A 22,211-nucleotide genomic window follows, 5' to 3' on the forward strand; every position below is an offset into this window, starting at 1 on the left:
CTCTAGGGTCTGTTCCCGTTTCGTCGCAAGCCGCGTTGCTGCACCAAATGGTGCCATGGCCGGGCGGCGTTCCGCAGGCGCGGGACGCAGGTAATGGGGTTCCCTTGCCAAGTCCCGCAACGCCGCTTGGCGCCATTTGCCGCGCAACCCGCGGGCCGGGCCGGCGCGGCCGCGTACGGCCCTTACCCATCAAGAGGAACGCTCCATGTCTGCATCGACCCGCTACACAAACGGCCTGGCCAAGCTCGAAGAAATTGACGGCGAAGCCGGGCGCAAGGTCATCGACAGCCTGCAAGCCATCGCACCGGACCTGGCCCGCTACGTTATCGAGTTTCCCTTCGGCGACATCTATCAGCGCCCCGGCCTGGACCTCCCCCAGCGCGAGCTGGCGACCGTGGCGGCGCTCACCGCGCTCGGCCACTGCCAACCGCAGCTGGCGGTGCACGTTCACGGCGCGCTGAATGTCGGCTGCACGCCGGAGCAGATCGTCGAAGTGGTCATTCAGATGGCGGTTTATGCGGGCTTCCCGGCGGCACTCAATGGCATGCACACCGTCAAGGCGGTATTCGCCGAACGAGGTTTGCTGCCGACCGGCAACACCAACGAATGACCAACTGCCGGGCTTGCCTTGCTGCAGGCGCGGCTCAGTTCGGCGGCGCCTCGCTCAGCAACGCCTTGCTGATCGCCTGGCCGACCTGTTCGAACAGGCTGCCGGCTTCCTTGCCTTCGTCCAGGCCTTCGGCGCAGGCCACCACGACGATCGCACGGCGCTCGTCCTCTGGCTCGATCACGCCCACATGGCAGGCGCGCTCCAGCTGCGTGCCGGTCTTCTGGATGAAGGGCACGTCCTCCGGCAGCCCGGCCTCGAGCCGGTAGTTGTCATAGGAATCGAGCTTCATGAAGCCGTACAGCAGATCGCGGCTCTCGGCCGACAGCAACTCCCCGCGCACCAGTTTTTCCAGCATCGTGCCGTAGGCCACCAGGCTGCTGGAGTTGAGCTGGCGGGCGTAGTAGCGCTCGTAGGCCTGCTCCATGCTCGCCGCCTTCAACTCGTCCTGCCGCAGATTGAGTACCCGCGCCAGCGCCTCATAACGCGGCTTGCTAAACGGCGCTGAGGCCAGCTCTACCAGCTGCATGTTGTCCAGCCGGGCGGCATCGGGATGTACCTCGCCGTATACGTCGCGCCGCACCTGGGTAAAGCTGGTGATGGCCTCGAAGTCGCCGCCCATGCTCTTGCGGGTGCGCTGGTTGAGCGCATCCTCGCCGACCAGGCGGATCAGCATGTTGGCGGCCGTGTTGTCGCTTTCGATGAGCATTTCCTTGAGCAGGTCGCGCAGCGAGTAATCGACGCCGTTGTCCTGCCAGACCAGATCGCCGGAGCCGTCCACCTTATCCTCCGCCTCCAGCGTCAGCCGCTGATCGAGGCGAAACTCGTCATCGTCGACGCCCTGCAGCACGGCCAGAGCGATCGGCACCTTCACTGCCGAGCCCAGGTACCAGAAGCGCTCGGCGTCGTAGCGCAGCTCGGCGTCCTCGCCCAGATGCTTGATGTACACGCCGAGCTTGCCTGGCGACGCCTCGTCGACCCGACGCAGCTCCTGCTCCAGCCCATCCTTCCAGGTCGCCTCGGCCTGTTCGGTGCAGGCCGTCAGGCCGGCCAGTGGCACCAGCAGTGCGCCCAACGCGATCAATCTGCTCATCTTCGAATCAACCCCGCTGCGGCGACGGCCTCGCCGGTGCCACGCAATGCCCGCTCGGCCTGGGTGGTGGAGGCCACCCCGCGCACGCAGGCGACAATGATCAGGCGCTGGGACGTCGAGTCCGCCGCGCCTGGCTGGTCCACCAGCCCGGCATCGCAGATGCGCGCGCGCTGGGTGCCGGTCTTGTGGGCGAGCACGGTGCCGGACGGCAGGCCAGCCTTGATTCGCCGCGCGCCGGTCTCAACCCGGCGCATCACGCTCAGCAGGTACTCGGTGCTCGCCGGCCCCAGCGCGGTGCCGGCATCGAGTGCCGAGAGCAGATCGCCATAGGCCTTCAGCGTGCCGGAGTTGAACGGCGTGGCGTAGTAACGCTCGTAGGCCTCGCCGAGGCTGATGGGCACCAGCGCGCTGCGCTCCACGCCGATCAGCCGCGGCAGCAAGGCCAGGCGGCCGGCGTCGTTCGGCTGCCGCTTGAGGGCGAGAAAATCCTTACCGGACAGGGTGCGCGCCGCCGGATGCAGTTCGCCATAGATCAGCCGTCGCACATCGGCCAGGGTGGTGATCGGCCCGAAGCCCTCGGGCACCAGCTCGCGGGTGACCGCATTGACCTGCTCGATGCCGACCAGCCTGATCAGCATGTCGCTGGCGGTGTTGTCGCTGTGGATCAACATCTGGTCCAGCAGATAGCGCACGCTCAGCGCCTTGCCTGGCGCATGGCTGTTGGTCGGGCCGGCACCGTCGACATAGTCGCTGGCAAGCAGGGTCACCGGGCTGTCCAGCGTCAAGTCGTCCTGCTCGACACGGCGCATCACCGCGATGGCAATCGGCACCTTGACCGTCGAGGCCAGGTACCAGGCGTCCTCGCCGTGGTAGGAGACCGAGATGCCGGTCTGCATGTCCTTGACGTAGACGCCCAGTTGCCCCGGTGTCTGCCTGTCCACCTGCGCCAGGCGCGCCAGGAACGGGCCGCTCCATTCGATGCTGTCCTGCGCCACGGCGCGCTGGGCGAGCGACAGCGTGATCAGCAGCAGACACAGAGCGGCGAACGGTGAACGAAGCTGGGCGGGCAACAACATGGGCCTCCGGATCGAATGGTGCATTTCCCACTTATCCGACCACCGGCGCTGGCGGCCGTGCGCCGGGTCCCGATTACCGGTGCAGCGCAACCGCTGGCGTCGATGCGAGTCCGATGACTATCAACCGACGCAGGAGTGGAGCAGTGGCGCGCACCGAACATTTCATCGGACTGGAGTGGCTGCGCTTTCTGCTGGCCATCTATGTCGTGCTGTTCCATACCGTGCACGCCTACGTCGAGGACGAGCCGACTTGGCTCTCGGAGCTCGCCGGCATCGGCTTCTTCGCCACCAGCAGCTTCTTCGTCCTCTCCGGCTTTCTGCTGGCGCACGTCTATTGTCGGCAGGGCGAACTGCGCGAGCCGGCGCGGCATTTCCTCGGCAAACGCCTGGCCAACCTCTACCCGCTGCACCTGTTCTCGCTGCTGCTGACGGCCATCGTGCTGGCCATCATCGCCAAGCTAGGCATTCCGCCGGACGACGCCAAGGCGAGCCTGCGCTATGTGGTCTACGACACCAACGAGGAGCTCGGCGGCGAGGCCCGCGACGCCCTCGAGTACTTCATGAACAACCGCGAGCTGGCGTTCAACTTCATTCTGCAGCTGCTGATGCTGCATGCCTGGAACCCGCTGTACCTGACGTTCAACCCGCCGCTGTGGTCGATCTCCACGCTGTTCTTCTTCTACCTGTGCTTCCCGCTGCTGGCACCGCGCCTAATGCGCCTGCGCCACAAGGGCTGGTGGCTGCTGGCAATCGCCGCGCTCTACCTGCTACCGCCGCTGTGGGCGATCCAGCAGGATGCCTACGGCATTCCCGTCACCGGCATGCTGCACCGCATGCCGCTGCTGCGGCTGCCGGAATTTCTCGCCGGCATTCTGCTCTGCGGGCTGTTCCGCGAATGGCGAGCGGCCGGCGGGCAACTCGGCATCGCAGCACGGCTGGCACTGGGGGCCTTCGTGCTGGCGAGCTTTCTGGCCACGGTGTGGCTGCTCAAGGGCGAACGCTACTGGTATTTCCTGTTGCACAACGGCCTGCTGCTGCCGGCGCAACTGGCGCTGGTCTGGCTCTGCGCGCTGATCGCCACGCCACGCAGTGCCGCAGTGGTCGGCTGGTCACAGCGCCTGGGCGCGGCCTCGTTGCCGCTGTTCGTGCTGCATGTGCCGGTGTTCATCCTCTTCTCGCGCTCGGAGAAGCTGCTCGGGGCACTGTCGGCCGAATGCATCGAGGACTGGGCCGATTGCGTGGCTCAGGCGGGGGAACTGGCGCTGACGCCGGCCTTCTATCCGCTGTATCTGGGATTGTGCATCGTGGTCTGCGTGCTGGCGCAGGAGCGAGCGGTGGTGCCGGTGAGGCAGTTCCTGCTGAGGCGGGTATTGAAGGTTTGATGCCGGGGCGCGTGAAGTCGCATGCCCATGCGCTCCAGAAATAGCGAAGAAAGATAGCGACCGAAAACCTACAGGCAACACGGACTCAAACCCCTCCGACCGCGTAGCGTCAAAACGGCGCGGTCCACCACGCCGCAGCGTGGGGACGATCAGCGGCTCCATCTTCCGCAGCCGCAACGGCGGGCCGAAGCCCACCCAGCGCGCCAGCGACTACAGCAGTTTATCCAGGGTAATCGGCAGGTCCCTTACCCGCCTGCCGGTCGCGTTGTAGATCGCATTGGCCACCGCCGCCGCCACGCCGACGATACCGATCTCCCCTACTCCCTTCGACCCGAGCTCGTTGACCACCTCGTCGTGTTCCTCGACGAAGATCACATCGATCTCGGGAATGTCCGCGTTCACCGGGATGTGGTACTCGGCGAGGTTGTGGTTCATGTAGCGGCCGAGCCGGTGGTCGATCAGCGTCTCCTCGTGCAGCGCCTGGCCGATACCCCATACCACGCCGCCGACGATCTGGTTGCCGGCCGTCTTCGGGTTGACGATCCGTCCGGCGGCGATCGCACTGACCACGCGACTGACCTTGATGGTGCCAAGGTCCTCGTCGACGCGCACCTCGACGAACACCGCCGAATGAGTCGCGGTCGCCCAGGCGTCGCGCTTCTCGTCGGGCTTGACGCTGGCTTCGGCGTCCAGCGCCCCGCTGACCTGGACGATGTCGCGCAGCGCCACGGCATGTTCGCCGGTTTTCAGCCGCAGCTGCCCATCGACGAACTCCACCGCGTCCAGACTCGCCCCGGTGAACGGCGAGGCCGGCGACTGCTGCACGGCGTCCAGCAGCTTCTGCCGCAGGCCGGCGCAGGCCCGCTGCACGGCGCTGCCCACCGATGACACGGTGGCCGAACCGCCTTCCAGCGGCGCCTGCGGCAGGCTGGAGTCGCCGAGACGGAATTCCACCTCGCTCATCGGCAGGCCCATCGCGTCGGCGGCGATCTGGGTCATCGCGGTGTAGGTGCCGGTGCCGATGTCGGCGGTGGCGCTGGTTACCAGCAGCCTTCCGTCCGCGTCGAGACAGGCGCGAGCGGAGGCAGGCATCTGCATCGCCTCCCAGACACCGGTGGCCATGCCCATGCCGACCAGTTGATGGCCGTCGCGCAGACTGCGTGGCTGCGCCGGGCGCCGCGACCAGCCGAAACGCTCGGCACCCTGCTGGTAGCAGGCACGCAGCTCCTTGCTGGAATAGCGCTTGCCCTCGTTGCCGTTGGTCTCGGTGTAATTGCGCAAGCGCAGCTCCAGCGGATCGATACCGACTTCATACGCCAGCTCGTCCATCGCGTACTCCAGCGCATAGACGCCAATGGTCGCCCCCGGGGCGCGCATGTCCAGCGGGGTATAGACGTCCAGCGGCGCGAGACGGTAGCCGAGGCGCACGTTGTCGCAGGCGTAGAGCATGCCGGACCACTCCACCTCGTGCTCGGTGAAGTCCTCGAAGCGCGAGGTCTGGCCGATGGCCCTGTGCTCGATGGCCTGCAACCGCCCTTCGCCATCGGCGGCGAGCTTGAGCTGCTGGACGGTCCGCGGGCGATAGCCGAAGGTGAACATCTGCTGGCGAGTCAGCTCGACGCGCACCGCGGCCTTGAGCTTGAGCGCGGCCATTACTGCCAGCGGCAGCTGGTACTGCGGGCGCAGGCCGGAGCCGAAGGCACCGCCGACGAAGGGCGACAGCACGCGGATCTTGCCCTCCATGTCGAACACCTGCTCCAGGTAGCGCTGGCAGTTCTGCACGCCCTGGGTCTTGTCGTGGATCAGCAGCTCCCCGCCCGGCTGGTATTGGACGATGGAAGCATGCGGCTCCATGGGGTTGTGGTGTTCCACCGGGGTCTCGTACTCACGGTCGATGCGATTTGCCGCCGCCGCGAACGCCGAGTCGAAATCACCACGCGGCTCGGGGAGCTCGGCAGGCGCATCGTGGGCCTGATCGCGCACGGCCTGCAGATCGGTCTGGTGTGCCTCGACTTCGTATTCGACTCGCACCAGGCTCGCCGCATGGCGCGCCAGGGCCTGGGTCTCGGCCACCACCAGCGCCAGAGGCTGGCCGCTGTAGAGCACGCGGTCGTTGTACAGCGGGCGGAACGGCGAGCCTTCGGCGGCATCGTCGTCCTCATAGGGCTTGTCGTAGCTGGCCACCGGCGGTCGGTTCTGATGGGTCAGCACCAGGCGCACGCCGGGCAATGCCTCGGCCGCGGCGGCGTCGATGCGCGTGACTCGGCCACGGGCGATGCGGCTCGACACCACCGCGCCGTAGAGCAGCCCCGGCACCTCGGCTTCGGCGGCATAGCAGGCCTTGCCGGTGACCTTGAGCGGGCCGTCGACGCGATCCAGTGGCTTGCCCAGTGGAGAGTTGGCACTGTTCATCGGACGGTTCCTCCGGCGGCTTCGGTGAGCGCGCGCACGATGGCGCGATGGGCCAGGTCGATCTTGAAGGCATTGTCGGCAAGCGGTTGCGCACCTTGCAGCAGGCGATCGGCCGCCGCGGCGAACCTCGCCGGCTCGGCGCGCTGACCACTGAGCAGGTCTTCGGCTTCCTCCAGGCGCCAGGGCTTGTGGGCCACGCCGCCCAAGGCGATGCGTGCGCGACGAATGACGTCGCCATCGACCTCCAGCGCGGCGGCAACGGAGACCAGGGCGAAAGCGTAGGACGCGCGGTCACGCACCTTGAGGTAGGCGCAGTGGCTGGCGAAGCCCTCCACCGGCAGTTCGACGGCGGTGATCAGCTCGCCCTCGGTGAGCACATTGTCCAGCTGCGGCTGGTCGCCGGGCAGGCGGTGAAAGTCCACCAGGTCGACGCGCCGCTGGCCATGTGGCCCTTCGATGTGCACCCGCGCGTCCAGCGCCGCCAGCGCGACGCACATGTCCGAGGGATGCACGGCGACGCACGCCTCGCTGGCACCGAGGATGGCGTGGATGCGGTTGCGCCCGTCGCGTGCGCCGCAGCCGGACCCCGGCTCGCGCTTGTTGCACGGGGTGGCGGTGTCATAGAAGTAGTAGCAGCGGGTGCGCTGCAGCAGGTTACCGCCGGTGCTGGCCATGTTGCGCAGCTGCGGCGATGCGCCGGCAAGAATGGCCTTGCTCAGCAGCGGGTAGCGCTGCTCGATCTGCGGGTGCCAGGCCAGGTCGGCGTTGCTCACCAGCGCACCGATGCGCAGGCCACCCTCGGCGGTCTGCTCGATTTCGCGCAGCGGCAGGCCGTTGATGTCGATGAGCTGGCCCGGATGCAGCACGTTTTCCTTCATCAGGTCGAGCAGGTTGGTGCCACCGGCGATATAGCGGCTGTCCGGCCCGTGCAGGGCGATGGCCTGGTCGATACGTTCGGGGCGCTGGTAGCTGAACGGCGTCATTGCGCACCCTCCTGGCCACGTAGCACCGGCAGTGCCTCCTCGATGGCGGCGAGGATGTTCGGATAGGCGCCGCAGCGGCAGAGGTTGCCGCTCATGTGTTCGCGGATCTCGTCGCGGCTGCTGGCGCGGTGCTCGGCCGCGAGCCCGGCCGCCGAGCAGATCTGCCCCGGCGTGCAATAACCACACTGGAAGGCATCGTGCTTGACAAAGGCGGCCTGCAGCGGATGCAGCGCCTCGGCGCTGGCCAGGCCCTCGATGGTGGTCAGACGCGCGCCGTCGTGCATCACCGCCAAGGTCAGGCAACTGTTGATGCGCCGCCCGTCGAGCAGCACCGTGCAGGCGCCGCACTGGCCGTGATCGCAGCCTTTCTTGGTGCCGGTCAGGCCGAGCTGGTCGCGCAGCAGGTCGAGCAAGGTGGTCCAGGGTTGCACCTGGAGCTCACGGCGTTCGCCGTTCAGCTCCAGGCTGATGGTGCAGGTCTGGCCTGCAGCTGAAGAATGTTCGCTCATGGCAGCCTCACGGTTTGGGCATTGGTGTGCGCTGTCCGTGCGTCTTGGGGTACGACTGGCGTGGCGCCGAAATCGTTCAGCTCCCTGAGCGGGGGCCGGAGCATCGCCGTGCAGGCTTATCGGATCAGCACCGCCGGCGATCGTCCGGGTGGTCGATGTCCTGCAACACGCCGGGGTCGTCCACCTCCAGCTGCTGCACGGCATGCCGGGCAAACAGCGCCTGGGCACCGTGATCGCCATCGAGCTGCAGCAACCGTTCGCGATGAGCGCCACCAATCCCGCGCGGATGGCCGGGCCGCCCCTGATGGACAGGCACCACCAGATTGTCGTGGTCGATCGCCGCGACGATGGCCCGCAGAGTCGCTGGCTGGACATAGGGCATGTCGCCCAGCGCCACCAGCCAGCCGCGGGCCGCCGGTGCATGGGCGACCGCCTGGGCCAGGCTATGACCGAGGCCACGGGTCTCCACCAGCAGCCGCTCGCAGTCCCCGGCATGGGCGCCAAGCCAGTCGTGTAGCGGACCATTGTCGGCGCGGCTCACCACCAGCAGCCGCTCGGCGACGCCGCGCAGGTTCGCCAGCGTGGCGGCGAGCACCGGCGGCGCCGGCGCATCGCTGAGGCTCGGCGCCAGCAGCTTGTCCGCACCACCGGCCGCGCGGTAACGGCTGCCCTGCCCGGCGGCGAGCACCATGGCGCAGACACCGGCACCAGGCACCCTGTGCTCAGGCACAGCGCTGCTGCGCCGACAGGCTCGGCGCCAGGGCGCCATTCTTCAGCGCCACCACCTCGGCCATCAGCGACAGGGCAATTTCCGCCGGCGTGCGGCTGCCGATGGGCAGCCCGATGGGGCCGTGCAGGCGCTGCACCTGGCGCTCGCCAAGGCCCAGCGAGAGCAGGCGCGCCTTGCGCTTCTCGCTATTGGCCCGCGAGCCCAGGGCGCCGACGTAGAAGGCTTCGGACTGCAGCGCGGTGAGCAGCGCCATGTCGTCCAGCCGCGGGTCGTGGGTCAGCGCGACGATGGCGGTGTGCGCATCCGGTTCGATGGCCAGCACGGCGTCGTCCGGCATGCCGGGCACGAAGCGCACGGCGGCCGGATTCCAGTCGTGGGCATAGCCTTCGCGTGGGTCACAGATCAGTACCTCGAAGCCGAGGCCGTGAGCCAGGTCGGCGACATAGCGCGACAGCTGCCCGGCGCCGATCATCAGCAGGCGCCAGGCCGGACCGAATGGCGCGCGCAGGGTATGGCCATCGAACTGCAGCACAGCCTCACGCCCGACGGGCTGCAGGACGACCGCGCCGCTGGCCATGTCCAGCCGACGCAGCAGCCGCTCGTGTGCGGCGCAGCGCGTCAGCAGCTCGTCGATCCAGCCGGCATCGCGCAATGGCTCCTGCAGCAGGCGCAGAGTGCCACCGCAGGGCAGGCCGAAACGCGCGGATTCCTCCTTGCTCACGCCATAGGTGATCAGCTGGCAGGTCGACGGTGGCTCATCGGCCATGACCCGGGCGAGCAGGTCGTCCTCGACGCAGCCACCGGACACCGAGCCCTCGACACGGCCGTCGCCGCGCAGCGCCAGCAGCGAGCCCACCGGGCGCGGCGCGCTGCCCCAGGTTTCGATCACCGTGTAGAGCACCACCGCGTGACCGTCACGCAACCAGTCGCGGGCACGCCGCAGCACTGCCAGATCGACACTGTCCATCGCTTTCCTCGGATTCAGCCAATTGCCGCCGGAGCTTCCGGCAATGCAAGCAGTGACCGATGGGCTGCGTGGTTAGTTCGTCGCCGGCACCAGCATGGCGTCGGCCACCTCGCGCCGCTTGCCCCGTCCGGCCAGGCGCTCCACCAGGGTCAGGGCGAATTCCAGGGCGGTCGCCGGGCCCTGGCTGGTGATGCAGTTGCCGTCCACCACCACCGGCTGGTCGAGGAAATGCGTGCCGGTGAGGTTGTCGCTCATGCCTGGGTAGCAGGTCACCTGGCGACCCTTGAGCACGCCGTAGGGATGCAGCGCGACCGCCGGTGCGGCGCAGATCGCAGCATAATCGAGCCCGGCGCGGGCCTGCTGGCGCACGCGCTCGGCCAGCGGCTCCAGCTCGCCGAGGGTTTTCGCCCCGGGCATGCCACCGGGTAGCACGATCAGGTCGAAGTCCTGCGCCAGCACATCGAGCAGCACGGCGTCGGCGGTGATCCGTGTGCCGCGCGCACAGGTCAGCATGCGCCGTTCCTCGGCGCTGGCCACCACCACGTCGAACTCGGCGCGGCGCAGTACGTCGATCAGGGTGACGGCCTCCAGGTCTTCGGAACCGTCGGCGATCGGAATCAGGACACGTTTGCTCATGGCGTTCACCTGCTCAATGGAAATTCAACCGCGCTGCCGGCCGGTGTAAGATGCCCGGCTTTTGCGACGACAGGCCAGCCGCCCGCCAGAGGCGACGGCCCCACACTTAACCGGCACAAGAGGATCGACCATGCTGGAAAAGCTGTTTCAACTCAAGGCGCACAACACCACGCTGCGCACCGAGATCCTGGCCGGCATCACCACCTTCCTGACGATGGCCTACATCCTCTTCGTCAACCCGAGCATCCTCGCCGAGACCGGCATGGACCACGGCGCGGTGTTCGTCGCCACCTGCCTGGCGGCAGCCATCGGCTCGGCGATCATGGGCCTGGTCGCCAACTACCCGATCGCGCTGGCACCGGGCATGGGCCTGAATGCCTTCTTCACCTACACCGTGGTGCTGACCATGGGTTACACCTGGCAGACCGCGCTGGGTGCGGTGTTCCTTTCCGGCCTGATCTTCTTCGGGCTGTCGATCTTCAAGATCCGTGAATGGATCATCCACAGCATTCCGCTGGCCCTGCGCGCCGGCATTGCCGCCGGTATCGGCCTGTTCCTGGCGATCATCGCCCTGAAGAATGCCGGCATCGTCGTCGACAACCCGGCCACCCTGGTCGGCCTCGGCGACCTCAGCGCCGGCGGCCCGCTGCTGGCGTGCCTGGGCTTCTTTCTGATCGCCGCGCTGGCCTACCGCAAGGTCACCGGTGCGGTGATGATCGGCATCCTGGTGGTCACCGGCCTGTCGATCCTGCTCGGCCTGTCGCAGCTCAACGGCGTGGTGTCGATGCCGCCGTCGCTGGCGCCGACCTTCATGCAGCTGGACATCATGGGCGCGCTGGATATCGGCCTGATCAGCGTGATCTTCGCCTTCCTCTTCGTCGACCTGTTCGACACTTCCGGCACCCTGATCGGCGTGGCGCAGAAAGCCGAGCTGCTGGACAAGGACGGCAAGATGCCGCGCCTGGGCCGCGCCCTGCTCGCCGACAGCACCGCCACCATGGCCGGCGCGGCGCTGGGTACCTCGACCACCACCAGCTACATCGAATCCGCCGCCGGTACCGCTGCCGGTGGCCGCACCGGCCTGACCGCCTGCGTGGTCGCGCTGCTGTTCCTGCTCAGCCTGTTCTTCGCCCCGCTGGCCGGTGCCGTGCCGGCCTATGCCACCGCCCCGGCGCTGCTGTTCGTCGCCGTACTGATGATGAGCAGCCTGGCCGGCATCGACTGGGACGACCTCACCGTCGCCGCGCCGGTGGCCATCGCCGCGCTGGCCATGCCGCTGACCTTCTCCATCGCCAACGGCATTGCCTTCGGCTTCATCGCCTGGACCGCCATCAAGCTGCTGGCCGGCCGCTGGCGCGAGCTGAGCCCGGCGATGTGGGTGCTCTCGGCACTGTTCGTGGTCAAGCTGGGCTGGTTTACCGGCTGACCAGACCGTACACGTTCGCGGCCGCTCCCACTGTCCGCCCGGAAGTGGGCTTGGCCGCGAAGCTCCTGAAACCTCTGCACGAAGCCCTGCCATGCCGCTGCCCCAGCTCGACCCCGCCCAATACGACGCCCAACTCGCCGAAAAAGCCGCCCGGCTGGAGGAGCTGCTGGCACCGTTCGATGCACCGGCAGCGGAAGTCTTCGATTCGCCGCGCGAGCATTACCGCCTGCGTGCCGAGTTCCGCCTGTGGCGCGAAGACGGCCAGCGCCATTACGCAATGTTCGAGCAGGGCGACAAGCACAAGGCGATCCTGATCGACGACTTCCCCATCGCCAGCCGCCGCATCAACGAGCTGATGCCACGACTCAGGTCCGCCTGGCAGGCCTCGGAAGTGCTCAGCTTCAAACTGTTCCAGGTGGAATTTCTCACCACCCTGAGCGGCGATGCGCTGATCACCCTCGCCTACCACCGCCCATTGGACGAGGCCTGGCAGGCCGAAGCCGAGCAGCTAGCCGCAGGCCTCGGCGTCAGCCTGGTCGGCCGTTCCAAGGGCAAGCGCATCGTCATCGGCCGCGATTACGTGGAAGAACAGCTGGTGGTCGCCGGACGCCGCTTCCGCTATCGCCAGCCGGAAGGCGCCTTCACCCAGCCCAACGGCGAGGTCTGCCAGAAGATGCTGAACTGGGCCTTCGAAGCGCTCGGCGAGCGCGACGACGACCTGCTGGAGCTGTACTGCGGCAACGGCAACTTCACCCTGCCGCTGGCCACCCGCGTGCGCCGCGTACTGGCCACCGAGATCAGCAAGACCTCGGTCAACGCCGCGCTGGCCAACATCGAAGACAACGGCATCGACAACATCGAGCTGGTGCGCCTCTCCGCCGAAGAACTGACCCAGGCGCTGAACGAGGTGCGCCCGTTCCGTCGCCTGGCCCATATCGACCTGAAGAGCTACCAGTTCGGCAGCATCTTCGTCGACCCGCCGCGCGCTGGCATGGACCCGGACACCTGCGAACTGACCCGTCGCTTCGAGCGCATCCTCTACATCTCCTGCAATCCGGAGACCCTGGCGCAGAACATCGCCCAGCTCGCCGATACCCATCGCATCGAGCGCTGCGCGCTGTTCGACCAGTTCCCCTACACGCACCATATGGAAGCCGGGGTTCTGCTGGTCCGCAAATGATCGGCGAGTGAACGTCGGCAACCCGTCGACGTTCCACATCCGTAACCATTCAGCCGTTACGGAGGTGCAACCATGCTGGTGTTCGAGCCGATCTATACCGATGGCCTGGCGCAGATCTCCTACCTGGTGGGCGACAGCAAGGCCGCGGTCGCTGCGGTGATCGACCCGCGCCGCGACGTCGATGTCTACCTCGACCTGGCCCGTGAGAAGGGCCTGCGCATCGCCTACGCCATCGAAACCCACATTCATGCCGACTTCGTCTCCGGCGCCCAGGCGCTGGCCGAACGCAGTGGTGCCGAGATCATCGGTGGCTGCTCGCCGGACTATGACTTCGAGCTGCGCCAGGCTGCCGATGGCGAGGTGCTGGAGCTCGGCCAGGTCAGCCTGGAAATCATCTACTCGCCCGGCCACACGCCAGAACACATTTCGCTGCTGCTGCGCGACGGCCAGCAGGGTGATGAGCCGTTCGCGCTGTTCACCGGCGACACTCTGTTCAACCTCGACGTCGGCCGCCCCGACCTGCTCGGCGAAGACAGCACCAAACAGCTGGCCGCACAGCTCTATGCCACCCTCTTCACCCGCTACCTGCCGCTCGGTGAGCGCGTCGAGATCTATCCCTGCCACGGCGCGGGTTCGGCCTGCGGCAAATCCATCGGTGATCGCCGACGCTCCACGCTCGGCAACGAGCTGTTGTTCAACCCGGCGCTCAACCAGCGGCGCAGCGAAAGCGAATTCGTCGACTGGCTGCTGACCGGGATGCCCGAACCACCACGCCACTATGCGCGACTCAAGCGCTACAACGTGCGGCAGGCCAGGCGCATCCATGGGCCGGCGCTGCCGCCGCCACTGTCACCGGAGCGTTTCGCCGAGCGCATCGCCGACAAGGAAGCGGTGCAGCTGGTGGACTTGCGTTCGATACTCGCCTTTGGCGGCGGCCATGTGGATGGCGCACTGAACATCGCATTGCAAAACGAGTTCGTCAGCTGGGCCGGCTGGATGCTCGATGACCAGCGGCCGATCTACCTGATCGGCGAAGACAGCCAGCAGGTTCAGCAGGCCACGCTGCAGCTCTATCGCATCGGGCTGGATCGTGTGGAAGGCTACCTACGCAACGGCATGACCGACTGGCAGAACGCCGGCCTGCCGCTGGCGCGCGTCGAACAGTGGACGGTGCACGAACTGAACCGTCGTCGCGAGAATCCGCAGGTGCAGGTGCTCGACGTACGCTCCCCCGAGGAAGTCGCACAGGGCCGTGTGCCTGGTGCCGAGCACGCCTTCGTCGCCCACCTGCCCGACGGGCTGGGGCAGCTGGACCGCAGCAAGACCGTGGCGACCTACTGCGGCAGCGGCTACCGCGCCTCGATCGCCGCGAGCATCCTCAAGCGCGAAGGCTTCCGCGACGTGGTGAACATTCCCGGCTCGTGGATGGCCTGGCAGCGGCATGATCTGCCGGTGGAGAAAAGCCGCTCCGACGGATAAGGCGACGTCCTCCAGGCGTGCCCACTGCATAGCTCGGGCACGCTGATTCACGCTTGGCCGGTTCCGCGCAGCCGGCCACCCTCTTTCCTCGCCCGTCAGTACTCCACCGCCAGCCGCGCGCTGGTCGGCACCGCCTGGCAGGCGAGCGTCCAGCCCTGGCGGACCTGCTGGTCGCTGAGCACCTGGTTGCTGCGCATGCTCACGCTGCCCTCCACCACCCGACAACGGCAGGCCGCACAGACACCGGAGCGGCAGGCGCTGGGCGGCTGCAGCCCGGCCTGCTCCATGGCGTCCAGCAGCACCTCGCCTTGCGGCACATCCAGCGCATGCCGGCGGCCGTCCAATGCCACCTGCAGGCGGCTGCGCAGCGGCTGGCGCGGTTCGCCGAGCGGCACTGCGGGAACGGGCGCATCGAATCGCTCGACATGAATGGAGTCGCTCTTCACGCCGAGCTCGGCCAGCGCCACCGAAGCACCGTCCATGAACGGCTGCGGCCCGCAGACGAACGCCTCGCCCTGCGGCCAGTCGGCGATCTTCGCGGCGATCGCCGGCCCACTGGGCACGCCCTGCTCGGCATCCAGCCAGATACGCAGCTGCAGGCGCTCGGGATGGCGTGCGGCAAGATCGGCCAGCTCCTCGGCGAAGATCAGCGAAGCGGCATCGCGGCTGGCATAGAACAGGAAGACCCGCCCGCGGCCGCGCTCGAGCGCCGCCTCGAGAATCGCACGCAGCGGTGTGATACCGCTGCCGGCGCCCAGCAACAGCAGGTCGCCGTCCAGATCATCCGGCACCAGGCGGCCGGCTGGCGGCAACAGCTCGATACGCTGCCCCACTTGCAGGTTATCCAGCAGCCAGTTCGAAGCTCGCCCGCCGGGCACGCGGCGCACGGTGATGCGCAGCACGCCGTCGCTGCCGAGCGGTTTCGACAGCGAATAGCAGCGCAGCAACGGCCGCTCGGCGCAGGGCACGCGCAGGGTGACGAACTGCCCCGGCTGCGCGGCGAAACGCTCGCGCAGTTCCGCCGGCACTTGCAGGCTGAACGAGCCGGTATCGGCCGTCTCGGCCCGGCGCGAGATCACCGTCAGCGCGGCGAATACCGGCGTTTCGGAAACCGCGACCGACACCGGCGCGGCCGGTTCGGCCGGCTGGCGCGGGCCGCGCAGCATCGCCCAGGCAGCAGTGCGACGGAACAGCAAGACATAGCCGATATGCAGCGCGACCAGGGTCAGCGCCAGATTGGCGAAGAACTCGTGCACCTCCTCGGCATCGTCCAGCCAGCCGACGAAATCGAGGTCGCTGGCCGCACCGAACAGGCCCGGGCCAACACCCGGCAGCGCCGCCAGTACATCGCCGTTGTCCACCATGCCCAGCCCGAGCAGGCTGGCCAGGGCAAGGCTGAGCAGCGTGCCAAAGGTCAGCCAACTACCGAACGTGGTCAGGCTCGGTTTGCGCCGCTGCGGCCTGGCTGGCAGCAGCCGCGGAAAACCGCGTGGACGCAGTGGCGCAATCAGCAGGCGCAGCACCAACAGGGCGACCAGGCCGTAGCCCAGCCAGACGTGCAGCAGCTCGGCATCGTCGCCACTGAGGTAGACGGCGACGAAGAATCCGGCGAGCAGCCAGTGAAACAGGCGAAAACGCTTGAAGGCAGCCACGATGGCAATCCTCTGGATAGGAAGTGCCACTTTTGTAAACCCACCAGCTGAAGCGAAGCTGAATGCCATCGAACTGCCATATTCAGCTTCGCGTAAGGCATCAGGCCTAGGCTGCGCTCATCCCCCCTTTGGAGAGCACCTCATGAAAGCCCACTGGATCGTCCTGGCCTGCTGCCTGAGCCTACCGGCGCTGGCCGAAACCGAGCACCCGCTGCTGGCTGGCTACGCCGCCCAGGTCCGTCAGCAGGACCCGGCCTTCGCCGGCTTTTCCGCCGAGCGCGGCGAGGCGCTGTACGTCGCCGAGGAGCAGCGCAACGGCAAGACCATGAGCTGCACCACCTGCCATACCGCCGACCCGCGCCAAGCGGGCAAGACACCCGCACACCGCAAGGTCGACCCGCTAGCACCCGTGGCCAACCCCGAGCGCTTCACCAACCTGAAGAAGGTCGAGAAGTGGTTCCGTCGCAACTGCGACGACGTCTTCGCCCGCGAATGCACCGCCCAGGAAAAGGGCGACTTCATCGCCTGGATCACTGGCTTGAAGTAGGAGTACGGCCATGAAACCCATCGTTGCGCTTTCTACCGTCGCCGGCCTGACGCTGGCACTGACCCTGGCCGGTTTCAGCTTGGCCGATGACGATCACCACGAACGCAAGGGCTACAAACGGCCCAAGCGCCTGTCGATACCGAGCGACGCGCCGCTGGTGTGGAAAGAAGAATGCGCTGCCTGCCACATGCTCTATTCCCCGGGCCTGCTACCGGCCGATGCCTGGCGCGAGCAGATGCGCACTCTGAGTGATCACTACGGCAGCAACGCTTCGCTGGACCCAGCGCAGGAAAATGAAATCCTCGACGTTCTGGTCCGCGCCTCGGCCGCCAACCGCCTGCCGGTGGAGCCGTCGCCGACCACTGGCGAGCCGCCGCGCATCAGCCAGACCCGCTGGTTCGAACGCAAGCACGACGAAGTCAGCGATGCCAAGTTCGCCCGCGAATCGGTCGGTGGCCGTTTCAACTGCGTGGCCTGCCACCGCGATGCCGAGCGTGGCGACTTCGACGATGACCGGGTGAAGATTCCGCGCTGAGCGATGGCCTGTGCGCCCGTTTTACTCACGCCAGAACACCCGGGCCGCAGCCGCTGAACCACGCCTTTACTCACCCCTCACGCGGCTGACGAGGGCTCGGCGCCGGCAGCACAACCTGCTGCCCGCCGCCGGCACGCGCCAGTTGCTGCCCCGTCTCTGGCTCCTTCCGCTCGCGGTCGCCCGCGCTATTGGCCAGCAGACTGGCGGTGGCAACCTGCAGATAGGCCTGCAGCTGGCGCAGCATCGACGCCGCGTTGTCGGCATCCTCGATCCGCTGGGCGCTGGCATCGGCACCGAGGCGATAGCGGTACAGCCGCGGCGCGAGGTCCTTGGGCTGGACCAGGATCTGCTCGCCGCGAATCATCGCCACGGTCTGGTCGCTGCCCGAGGGTTTGATGATGCCGAACCCCGGGTCACGTTCATCCAGTGCCAGCAGGTCACGGCCCCAGCACTGATGGCGCACCTCGCCACCGAGGCGGCCCATGATGGTCGGCACCACGTCGACCTGGGTGCCGACCACTTCGCGACGGCTGCCGAACTGTTCGGTGACGCCGGGGGCGATCAGCAGCAGCGGCACATGGAAGCGGAACAGGTCCATCTCGGTAAGCTGCTCCGGCGCGCCGAAGCCATGGTCGCCAACCACCACGAACAGGGTGTCCTGGTACCAGGGTTGGCGCTTGGCCTGCTCGAAGAAGCGGCCCAGCGCCCAGTCTGAGTACCGCATGGCGGTCAGGTGCGCATCCTGTGAGCCATGGCCGCTGACCGCCGGCACTGGCAGCGGGTCCGGCAGCGCATAGGGTGTGTGGTTGGACAGCGTCTGCAGCAGTGCGTAGAAGGGCTCGTCCGGTGCCAGGGCGCCGAGCTCCTGCACGGCGCGGTCGAACATGTCCTGGTCGGAGACGCCCCAGGTCGGGTCGGCCACTACCGGGTCGACGTAGTCGTTGCGCCCGACGAAGCGGGTCATGCCCTGGTTGCCGAAGAAGCCGGCCTGGTTGTCCCAGGCGAAATCGCCGTTGTAGACGTAGACGTCGTTGAACGCCCGGGCGCTGAGCAGCTGCGGTAGCCCGGAGAAGCGGTTGCCGCCCTCCGGTGACTGCATCAGGTACTCGAACCCCGGCAGATTGGGAAAGCACGCCATGCTGGCGAACATGCCCTGGTGGGTGTGAGTGCCGTTGGCGAAGAAGCGCTCGAACAGCAGGCCCTCACCGGCCAGGCGGTCGAAGTGGGGTGTGATGCCGTCGCGGCTGCCCAGCGCGCCGACATAGCGCCCGGCGAAACTCTCCATCAGGATGACCACCACGTTACGCACCGGCAAGCGACCGGCCTCCGGCGCCCGGTAGTCGCGGCGCACGGCGGCCAGCTCCGCGTCGGCCAGCTGGTCGTTGCCGGTCAACAGCAGCTCGCGGGTGACCGCCAGGGCCTCGTCCTCGGGCAGCACGGCTTCCCAGGCGTTATCGCGATGATCGGAATAGCGGTTCTTCGCCGCCTCGTAGAAGGTCAGCGCCGGGTTCAGGCCGAGCTGGTTGATGAACACCGAGTCGGTGGTGAAGGCATCGCCCCAGCGTAGCGGCGGGCCCTGACGCAGGGTGCCGCGAGCGGCGACCACGCTGATCAGGACCAGCGCGACCAGCGTCGCACCGCGCCAGTGCCAGCTCAGCTGCATAGGTGCTGCCGATCGTTTGGACGGCAGCCCAGCGCGTGGCCGGCAACGGCGGTCGAGCCAACCGAACAGCAGCGACCAGAGCAGTGTCAGCCCACCCCAAACACTCAGTAGCTTCAGCACCGGAAAGCCATGCCAGAGCATGCTCAGCACCGTCGCCGGGTCCTCGGCGAGGTACTGGAAGACCAGGCTGTTCAGGCGCTGGTGGAATTCCTGGTAGAAGTTCAGCTCGACCATGCCGAGGAGGATCACCAGGCTGGCGCAGGCAGCCAGCCAGAGCCGCTGCAGTTTGCGCGCGGCCATCGCACGGCGACTGAGCACCGCCAGCGACAGCGGCACGCAGATGTAGACCAGCAGGCGCAGGTCGAAGCGCAGGCCGTTGCCGAAGCCTTCCAGCAGAGTGGCCAGCGAGGCATCACCGAGCAGCTCGCGGTTGTACAGCAACAATGCCAGACGCAGCAGGGTGAACAGCATCAGCAGTGCGAGCGCGCTGCCAGCCATGAACAGCAGGTGGTGGCGCAGGCCGGGCTGGCCGGCCTGGGCGCGAGCGGTTCCATCGGTCATGGGAAATTCCTGGGCAACGGGAAGGGACTCAGAGCAGGATCACCGCCCAGACCAGAGCGATCAGCGTCATGGTCAGCAGCTGGGCCGCGCTACCCATGTCCTTGGCGCGCTTGGACAGCGGGTGCAGCTCCAGCGAAATGCGGTCGACGGTGGCCTCGATGGCCGAATTGAGCAGCTCGACGATGGGCGCCAGCAGCACCACGGCAATCAGCACGGCGCGCTCGACGCGGCTGACGTCGAGCAGAAACGCCAGCGGGATCAGCAGCAGGTTGAGCAACACCACCTGGCGGAACGCCGCCTCGCCGAGATAGGCGGCCCGGAGGCCGGCGAACGAATAGCCGCCAGCGAGCCACAGCCGTGTCAGCCCGCTGCGCCCCTTGAGCGCTGCGCCATCGGCCACCGCGCGGTCACGCTCGGATGAGAGCTCAGATGACATCGCAGCGCACCTCACTGGAGGTGGGATGAGCGGCCTGCTGGTCGTGCCACTGCCGGGGCCATCCATCCGGGCGCCGGTAGAGAGTCCCCAGCGCACACCAGCAGCCGGGTCTGCTCGATAACTCCAGCTGGGTGAAGCTTGATGTGGTCATGGCGAGCCATTCCGGTCGGTAACGGAGCGCCAAACTAGCGAGGCGCGAATCAACGCCTCGTCAAAAGAATGTGAAAAAAAAGTGAAAAGCAGATCGCCCCGCCGCCCCCGAAGGCGGGTGCCTTAGGCGGTCGGTACAAGCTCGCTGGCTTTATATGTACGAATCTCGATCGGCGACGCGGCTATCAGGGATCACGGCAGGACCACGCTCCGCCGTGTTTTATCAGCGAAGTGAAAACGCTGTCGGGTAATCGCCACTGCACCAGCCCGCTCTCGATGCAACGCGCTCGCGGCGTCACGGAGCAGCACCCAGGCGCGACAACGCCCGGCCGATTCGCATCGGCCGGGCGTTGTGGCGTTTCAGCCGAGGAGTTCGCTGAACGGCAGGTACTGCACCAGCTCGCCTTCGGCGAGGGTGCGCTGGCACTCGACGATGGCCAGGCCATCCGCCCAGGTCGCCGAGGTCAGCATGGCCGAGCCCTGGCGCGGGAACAGACGCACCTCGAGCCGGCCATCGACCGCTTCGAGCCGCGCGCGCAGGAACTGCTGGCGCACGTTGGCCTTGCGCCAGGCGAAGCCGGCAGGCAGGCGCAGCGGCGTGACCCGTACCTGCGTGCAGCCCTGGGCGCGCAGCAGGAACGGTCGAGCCACCACCAGCGAGGTGACCAGCGCCGCCGCCGGGTTGCCAGGCAGGCCGATCCACGGCGTGCCGTTGACTTCGCCGAAGGCCAGCGGCTTGCCCGGCTGGATCGCCAGACGCCACAGGTGCAGCTCGCCCAATTCGCGAATCGCCTGCTTGAGGTGATCCTCCTCGCCCACCGAAACACCGCCCGAGGTGATGATCAGGTCGAAGCGGCTCGCCGCATCGGCCAGCGCGTCGCGGCTGGCGCCCAGATCGTCGATCAGGATCGGGTAGTCGTGCACTTCGCAGCCGAGGCTCTGCAACACGCCGAGCAGGCTGTAGCGGTTGGAGTTGTAGATCTGCCCGGCGTCCAGCGGCTCGCCCGGCTCGCGCAGTTCGTTGCCGCTGGACAGCAGCGCCACGCGCAGACGCCGGTACACCTTCACCCGCGCCACGCCGAAGGTCGCCAGCAGGCCGAGCTCCTGCGGGCGCAGACGCTTGCCGGCGTCGATCAGACGCTCGCCAGCCGCGGTTTCCTCACCCAGGCAGCGCACGTTGTCACCGGCATTCACCGCCGGCAGCCAGATGCGATCGCCTTCGATACGGCAGTTTTCCTGCGCCACCACGGCGTCCGCGCCCGGCGGCAACGGCGCGCCAGTGAAAATGCGCACCGCATGCCCGGCCGGCAGCTGCTGACTGGCGGCGTCGCCGGCGGCGATGCGTCCGGCCAGTGGCAGCGCACCGCCCTCGGCCGGCAGATCGGCGGCGCGCAGGGCGTAGCCGTCCATCGCGCTATTGTCCCAGGGGGGCACCGGAAAGCTGGCATCCAGCGGCTCGGCGAGCACGCGACCGAGGGCATCGCGCAGCGCGACCTCTTCCACCGCGGGCGGCGCCGGCACCCGCGCCAGCAGCTCGGCGATGGCCTCGTCGACTGGCTTCAGCCCGCCGGTATCGCAGCCGCAGGCGCTCATGAGCGTGGCCCGCAGTTGTCCACCGCGGCCGCCTTCAGGTGCGGGACGAAGTTGCAGGGTTTGGTACGGCTGTCCAGCTGCTCGACGAGGATCTTGTTCCAGGCGGTGCGGCAGGCGTTGGTCGAACCCGGCAGGCAGCAGACCAGCGTGCCGTTGCTCATCCCGGCCAGCGCGCGGGACTGCACGGTGGAGGTGCCGATCTCGCCCAGCGAAACGTAGCGGAACAGTTCGCCGAAGCCATCGACGTCCTTGTCCAGCAGCGGCTGCACCGCCTGCGGAGTGTTGTCGCGCGCGGTGAAACCGGTGCCGCCGGTGATCAGCACCACCTGCACGTTTTCGCTGGCGATCCAGCTGCACACACGAGCGCGGATCTGCCAGATGTCGTCCTTGACGATGGCCCGTTCGGCCAGCGTATGGCCTGCGCTCTGCAGGCCGTCGATCAGCGCCTGGCCGGAGGTGTCGGTGTCCAGGTTGCGGGTATCGCTCACCGTGAGCACGGCAATGTTCAGAGGCTGGAATTCGGTGTTGGACAGGTGAGCCATGGCTCGAAACTCCCTTGAAGATGTGTGCGCAGGCTGCACCGGCGCCGCGGGC

At 67.5% G+C, this 22,211-nt stretch carries 20 protein-coding genes; 7 read left to right on the top strand and 13 right to left on the bottom strand.

Features of this window, described 5'->3' with window-relative positions:
- Positions 1 to 205 precede the first annotated feature (205 nt).
- The gene (locus ACX1DW_RS12795) at positions 206 to 610 is read left to right on the top strand and encodes a carboxymuconolactone decarboxylase family protein (RefSeq protein ID WP_125869448.1); all 405 of its coding nucleotides are present in this window, start codon (positions 206 to 208) and stop codon (positions 608 to 610) included.
- A gap of 34 nt (positions 611 to 644) precedes the next feature.
- Here the strand turns inward: ACX1DW_RS12795 and ACX1DW_RS12800 are convergent, their stop codons facing one another.
- Together ACX1DW_RS12800 and ACX1DW_RS12805 are read right to left on the bottom strand one after the other, a co-directional pair.
- The gene (locus tag ACX1DW_RS12800) at positions 645 to 1,700 is read right to left on the bottom strand and encodes a serine hydrolase (protein ID WP_234464348.1); all 1,056 of its coding nucleotides are present in this window, start codon (positions 1,698 to 1,700) and stop codon (positions 645 to 647) included.
- Entirely contained in the window at positions 1,697 to 2,776 is a 1,080-nt protein-coding gene (locus tag ACX1DW_RS12805; protein WP_200600233.1) for a serine hydrolase, read from the bottom strand. The genes ACX1DW_RS12800 and ACX1DW_RS12805 overlap by 4 nt, the downstream gene beginning before the upstream one ends.
- 143 nt (positions 2,777 to 2,919) lie before the next feature.
- On the opposite strand from ACX1DW_RS12805, the gene ACX1DW_RS12810 reads away from it, so the two are divergent.
- Positions 2,920 to 4,158, top strand: a complete 1,239-nt coding sequence (locus tag ACX1DW_RS12810) for an acyltransferase family protein (RefSeq protein WP_200600235.1) — start codon at positions 2,920 to 2,922, stop codon at positions 4,156 to 4,158.
- 210 nt (positions 4,159 to 4,368) lie between these two features.
- Here the strand turns inward: ACX1DW_RS12810 and ACX1DW_RS12815 are convergent, their stop codons facing one another.
- The 6 genes from ACX1DW_RS12815 to ACX1DW_RS12840 all read right to left on the bottom strand — a co-directional run bounded on the left by ACX1DW_RS12815 (position 4,369) and on the right by ACX1DW_RS12840 (position 10,395).
- Positions 4,369 to 6,570, bottom strand: a complete 2,202-nt coding sequence (locus ACX1DW_RS12815) for a xanthine dehydrogenase family protein molybdopterin-binding subunit (protein ID WP_200600237.1) — start codon at positions 6,568 to 6,570, stop codon at positions 4,369 to 4,371.
- Positions 6,567 to 7,553, bottom strand: a complete 987-nt coding sequence (locus ACX1DW_RS12820) for an FAD binding domain-containing protein (RefSeq protein ID WP_017245375.1) — start codon at positions 7,551 to 7,553, stop codon at positions 6,567 to 6,569. Before ACX1DW_RS12820 ends, ACX1DW_RS12815 begins: the two co-directional genes overlap by 4 nt.
- Positions 7,550 to 8,062 (bottom strand): (2Fe-2S)-binding protein, encoded by a 513-nt coding sequence (locus tag ACX1DW_RS12825; protein ID WP_133456229.1) that lies wholly within the window; start codon positions 8,060 to 8,062, stop codon positions 7,550 to 7,552. The genes ACX1DW_RS12820 and ACX1DW_RS12825 overlap by 4 nt, the downstream gene beginning before the upstream one ends.
- A 124-nt stretch (positions 8,063 to 8,186) precedes the next feature.
- Complete coding sequence (locus ACX1DW_RS12830; RefSeq protein WP_200600239.1) at positions 8,187 to 8,777, bottom strand: nucleotidyltransferase family protein; 591 nt, start codon at positions 8,775 to 8,777, stop codon at positions 8,187 to 8,189.
- Between the two features lie 7 nt (positions 8,778 to 8,784).
- Complete coding sequence (locus ACX1DW_RS12835) at positions 8,785 to 9,759, bottom strand: XdhC family protein (RefSeq protein WP_200600241.1); 975 nt, start codon at positions 9,757 to 9,759, stop codon at positions 8,785 to 8,787.
- A gap of 72 nt (positions 9,760 to 9,831) precedes the next feature.
- Positions 9,832 to 10,395 (bottom strand): DJ-1 family glyoxalase III, encoded by a 564-nt coding sequence (locus ACX1DW_RS12840; RefSeq protein WP_458991661.1) that lies wholly within the window; start codon positions 10,393 to 10,395, stop codon positions 9,832 to 9,834.
- Between the two features lie 130 nt (positions 10,396 to 10,525).
- Between ACX1DW_RS12840 and ACX1DW_RS12845 the strand changes: the two genes are divergently transcribed.
- The 3 genes from ACX1DW_RS12845 (at position 10,526) to ACX1DW_RS12855 (ending at position 14,480) form a co-directional block, all read left to right on the top strand.
- On the top strand, positions 10,526 to 11,821 hold the full coding sequence (locus tag ACX1DW_RS12845; RefSeq protein WP_011912110.1) for an NCS2 family permease: 1,296 nt from the start codon (positions 10,526 to 10,528) through the stop codon (positions 11,819 to 11,821).
- A gap of 91 nt (positions 11,822 to 11,912) precedes the next feature.
- Complete coding sequence (gene trmA / locus ACX1DW_RS12850) at positions 11,913 to 13,001, top strand: tRNA (uridine(54)-C5)-methyltransferase TrmA (RefSeq protein WP_200600243.1); 1,089 nt, start codon at positions 11,913 to 11,915, stop codon at positions 12,999 to 13,001.
- Between the two features lie 72 nt (positions 13,002 to 13,073).
- A complete protein-coding gene (locus ACX1DW_RS12855; RefSeq protein ID WP_458991662.1) occupies positions 13,074 to 14,480 on the top strand; it encodes an MBL fold metallo-hydrolase in 1,407 nt (468 codons plus the stop codon).
- A gap of 95 nt (positions 14,481 to 14,575) precedes the next feature.
- On the opposite strand, the gene ACX1DW_RS12860 is transcribed toward ACX1DW_RS12855, so the two are convergent.
- Positions 14,576 to 16,132, bottom strand: coding sequence for a 2Fe-2S iron-sulfur cluster-binding protein (locus ACX1DW_RS12860; protein WP_200600247.1), 1,557 nt, complete (start codon positions 16,130 to 16,132; stop codon positions 14,576 to 14,578).
- Positions 16,133 to 16,274: 142 nt separating this feature from the next.
- Between ACX1DW_RS12860 and ACX1DW_RS12865 the strand changes: the two genes are divergently transcribed.
- Positions 16,275 to 16,679 carry a DUF1924 domain-containing protein gene (locus ACX1DW_RS12865; RefSeq protein ID WP_458991663.1) on the top strand — a complete coding sequence of 135 codons (405 nt, stop codon included), beginning with the start codon at positions 16,275 to 16,277 and terminating at the stop codon, positions 16,677 to 16,679.
- A 10-nt stretch (positions 16,680 to 16,689) separates the two neighbouring features.
- Positions 16,690 to 17,214 carry a hypothetical protein gene (locus tag ACX1DW_RS12870; RefSeq protein ID WP_458991664.1) on the top strand — a complete coding sequence of 175 codons (525 nt, stop codon included), beginning with the start codon at positions 16,690 to 16,692 and terminating at the stop codon, positions 17,212 to 17,214.
- 70 nt (positions 17,215 to 17,284) lie between these two features.
- On the opposite strand, the gene ACX1DW_RS12875 is transcribed toward ACX1DW_RS12870, so the two are convergent.
- The 4 genes from ACX1DW_RS12875 to moaB form a co-directional block, all read right to left on the bottom strand.
- Positions 17,285 to 19,438, bottom strand: a complete 2,154-nt coding sequence (locus ACX1DW_RS12875) for an LTA synthase family protein (RefSeq protein WP_458991665.1) — start codon at positions 19,436 to 19,438, stop codon at positions 17,285 to 17,287.
- A 28-nt stretch (positions 19,439 to 19,466) separates the two neighbouring features.
- Positions 19,467 to 19,874, bottom strand: a complete 408-nt coding sequence (locus ACX1DW_RS12880) for a diacylglycerol kinase (RefSeq protein WP_125869435.1) — start codon at positions 19,872 to 19,874, stop codon at positions 19,467 to 19,469.
- Positions 19,875 to 20,384: 510 nt separating this feature from the next.
- A complete protein-coding gene (locus ACX1DW_RS12885) occupies positions 20,385 to 21,617 on the bottom strand; it encodes a molybdopterin molybdotransferase MoeA (RefSeq protein WP_458991666.1) in 1,233 nt (410 codons plus the stop codon).
- Positions 21,614 to 22,159: a molybdenum cofactor biosynthesis protein B gene (gene moaB / locus ACX1DW_RS12890; RefSeq protein WP_045633530.1), complete on the bottom strand. Its 546-nt coding sequence runs from the start codon at positions 22,157 to 22,159 to the stop codon at positions 21,614 to 21,616. Before moaB ends, ACX1DW_RS12885 begins: the two co-directional genes overlap by 4 nt.
- Positions 22,160 to 22,211 lie beyond the last annotated feature (52 nt).

Source organism: Stutzerimonas sp. KH-1 (assembly GCF_054483855.1).

Excerpts from the sequence above, each read along its gene's own strand:
- moaB (WP_045633530.1), bottom strand. The coding sequence starts at position 22,159 with ATGGCTCACCTGTCCAACACCGAATTCCAGCCTCTGAACATTGCCGTG.
- ACX1DW_RS12845 (WP_011912110.1), top strand. The coding sequence starts at position 10,526 with ATGCTGGAAAAGCTGTTTCAACTCAAGGCGCACAACACCACGCTGCGC.
- ACX1DW_RS12800 (WP_234464348.1), bottom strand. The coding sequence starts at position 1,700 with ATGAGCAGATTGATCGCGTTGGGCGCACTGCTGGTGCCACTGGCCGGC.
- ACX1DW_RS12820 (WP_017245375.1), bottom strand. The coding sequence starts at position 7,553 with ATGACGCCGTTCAGCTACCAGCGCCCCGAACGTATCGACCAGGCCATC.
- ACX1DW_RS12835 (WP_200600241.1), bottom strand. The coding sequence starts at position 9,759 with ATGGACAGTGTCGATCTGGCAGTGCTGCGGCGTGCCCGCGACTGGTTG.
- ACX1DW_RS12825 (WP_133456229.1), bottom strand. The coding sequence starts at position 8,062 with ATGAGCGAACATTCTTCAGCTGCAGGCCAGACCTGCACCATCAGCCTG.
- ACX1DW_RS12840 (WP_458991661.1), bottom strand. The coding sequence starts at position 10,395 with ATGAGCAAACGTGTCCTGATTCCGATCGCCGACGGTTCCGAAGACCTG.
- ACX1DW_RS12795 (WP_125869448.1), top strand. The coding sequence starts at position 206 with ATGTCTGCATCGACCCGCTACACAAACGGCCTGGCCAAGCTCGAAGAA.
- ACX1DW_RS12880 (WP_125869435.1), bottom strand. The coding sequence starts at position 19,874 with ATGTCATCTGAGCTCTCATCCGAGCGTGACCGCGCGGTGGCCGATGGC.
- ACX1DW_RS12805 (WP_200600233.1), bottom strand. The coding sequence starts at position 2,776 with ATGTTGTTGCCCGCCCAGCTTCGTTCACCGTTCGCCGCTCTGTGTCTG.
- trmA (WP_200600243.1), top strand. The coding sequence starts at position 11,913 with ATGCCGCTGCCCCAGCTCGACCCCGCCCAATACGACGCCCAACTCGCC.
- ACX1DW_RS12855 (WP_458991662.1), top strand. The coding sequence starts at position 13,074 with ATGCTGGTGTTCGAGCCGATCTATACCGATGGCCTGGCGCAGATCTCC.
- ACX1DW_RS12885 (WP_458991666.1), bottom strand. The coding sequence starts at position 21,617 with ATGAGCGCCTGCGGCTGCGATACCGGCGGGCTGAAGCCAGTCGACGAG.
- ACX1DW_RS12870 (WP_458991664.1), top strand. The coding sequence starts at position 16,690 with ATGAAACCCATCGTTGCGCTTTCTACCGTCGCCGGCCTGACGCTGGCA.
- ACX1DW_RS12865 (WP_458991663.1), top strand. The coding sequence starts at position 16,275 with ATGAAAGCCCACTGGATCGTCCTGGCCTGCTGCCTGAGCCTACCGGCG.
- ACX1DW_RS12875 (WP_458991665.1), bottom strand. The coding sequence starts at position 19,438 with ATGACCGATGGAACCGCTCGCGCCCAGGCCGGCCAGCCCGGCCTGCGC.
- ACX1DW_RS12815 (WP_200600237.1), bottom strand. The coding sequence starts at position 6,570 with ATGAACAGTGCCAACTCTCCACTGGGCAAGCCACTGGATCGCGTCGAC.